Raw genomic sequence first — 2,245 nt, forward strand, 5'->3', positions numbered from 1 at the left:
GGACCACGGTACGCGTGAGCACAAGGCGCCGGAACACAACGCCCGGGAGCACAATGTCTGAGCCCGGACCGGTGACGGCGCCGGAGCGCCGGCACTTTACCGTCCCCGACGAACTGGCGGGGGCCCGGGTCGACGCCGGGTTGGCGAAGCTGATGGGCATCTCCCGCTCACAGGCGGCCACGCTGATCGCTGAGGGCAACGTCAGCAGCCACGGCAAAGCCGTCGGGAAGTCGCTCAAGCTCAGCGCCGGCGCCGAGCTCGACGTCGTCGTGCCGGCCCGCCGGGATCCCTTGGAAGTCGTGGAGGAAGTCGTGGAAGGCCTGAAGATCCTGTTGGACGATGACGAGTTCGTCGTGGTCGACAAACCCGTCGGTGTGGCCGCGCACCCGTCGCCCGGCTGGGTCGGGCCGACAGTGGTCGGTGGCCTCGCCGGCGCCGGCTACCGGATTTCAACCTCGGGTTCGCCCGAACGCGCGGGCATTGTGCACCGGCTCGACGTCGGGACCTCCGGCGTCATGGTGGTGGCCAAGACCGAGAGAGCCTACACGGCGCTCAAGCGGGCCTTCAAGGAGCGCACCGTGGACAAGGTCTACCACGCCGTCGTCCAGGGCTTGCCCGACCCGCTGGCCGGTACCATCGACGCGCCGATCGGACGTCACCCCGGGCACGACTGGCGCTTCGCCGTGATCGAGGACGGCCGTGACTCCGTGACCCACTACGAGGTGCTGGAGGCCTTTGGCAAGGCCTCGCTGGTGGAGGTGCACCTGGAAACCGGCCGCACCCACCAGATCCGGGTGCATTTCTCGGCACTCCGCCACCCCTGCGCCGGAGACCTGACCTACGGTGCGGATCCCCGGCTCGCTGCCACCCTGGGCCTCACGCGGCAGTGGTTGCATGCCCGGCAGCTTTCCTTCGACCACCCGCGGACGGGGGAGCGGGTCACCGTGACCAGCGAGTATCCGCAGGACCTGCAGTACGCCCTTGAGGTGCTGGAGTCCGGCCAGGCCTGACCGGCCGCGTGCCGGGCAGGAAGAGTCCGGGCCCGGCACTAGAATGGTTCGGTGACTTCCAGCAACAACTCGTTCGTCCATCTCCACAACCACACCGAGTACTCCATGTTGGACGGTGCGGCGCGACTCGGGGAACTCTTCGATGAGACCGAGCGGCTGGGCATGCCCGCGTTGGCCACCACTGACCATGGCTACCTCTTCGGGGCCTTCGACTTCTGGAAGCGCGCCACCGACAAGGGCATCAAGCCGATCATCGGCGTCGAAGCCTATGTCACGCCGGGAACCGCTCGCACCGACAAGAGCCGGGTCCGCTGGGGCGAGGAAAGCCAGCGCAAGGATGACATCTCCGGCGGCGGCGCCTACACCCACATGACGCTGCTGAGCTACAACAACGTCGGCATGCGGAACCTGTTCCGCGCCTCCTCGATCGCTTCCCTGGACTCTGTCTTCGGCAAGTGGCCGCGGCTGGACCGCGAATTGCTCAACACCTACTCCGAGGGCTTGATCGCCACCACCGGCTGCCCGTCCGGCGAAGTCCAGACACGGCTCCGGCTCGGACAGTACCGGGAAGCCGTCGAGGCCGCGGCCGAGTTCCGCGACATCTTTGGCGCCGAAAATTACTTCTGCGAACTCATGGACCACGGCCTGGACATCGAACGGCGGGTCACCGGGGACCTGCTCCGGCTGGCCAAGGAACTGAACCTGCCGTTGGTGGCCACCAACGACCTGCACTACACGCACGAGCATGACGCCAAGGCGCACGAGGCACTGCTGGCCATCCAGTCCGGCTCCACGCTGCTGGAACCCACCTACGACAACGGCGGCTCCCGCTTCGCTTTCTCCGGCAGCGGGTACTACCTGAAATCGCCGCAGGAAATGCGGGAACTCTTCCGGGACCACCCGGACGCCTGCGACAACACGCTGCTGATCGCCGAACGCTGCGAGGTCTCCTTCAACACCGGCGCCAACTACATGCCGCGGTTCCCCTGCCCGCCGGGCGAGGACGAGACCTCGTGGCTGGTCAAGGAGGTGGCCACCGGGCTTGCGTACCGCTACCCGGGCGGCGTGCCGGACAAGGTACGCACCCAGGCGGACTACGAACTGGGCGTCATCACCTCGATGGGGTTCCCCGGCTACTTCCTGGTGGTGGCGGACTTCATCAACTGGGCCAAGAACAACGGCATCCGGGTAGGTCCCGGCCGCGGCTCCGGCGCCGGTTCCATGGTCGCGTATGC

The 2,245-nt window shown here is 67.3% G+C and carries 2 protein-coding genes; both read left to right on the forward strand.

Going from position 1 to position 2,245, the window contains the following annotated elements; genetic code table 11:
* Positions 1-53 precede the first annotated feature (53 nt).
* Positions 54-1,010 (forward strand): RluA family pseudouridine synthase, encoded by a 957-nt coding sequence (locus tag AB4Y86_RS17210; protein WP_441403381.1) that lies wholly within the window; start codon positions 54-56, stop codon positions 1,008-1,010.
* A 51-nt stretch (positions 1,011-1,061) separates the two neighbouring features.
* A partial coding sequence (locus AB4Y86_RS17215; protein ID WP_441403382.1) for a PHP domain-containing protein occupies positions 1,062-2,245 on the forward strand: 1,184 nt, incomplete at its 3' end.

The organism is Arthrobacter sp. 2YAF22_2 (genome assembly GCF_052114645.1).
Classification (GTDB): Bacteria; Actinomycetota; Actinomycetes; order Actinomycetales; family Micrococcaceae; genus Arthrobacter.

Bases quoted from the DNA above. Each gene is read 5' to 3' on its own strand.
- AB4Y86_RS17210 (WP_441403381.1), top strand. From the start codon at position 54: ATGTCTGAGCCCGGACCGGTGACGGCGCCGGAGCGCCGGCACTTTACC.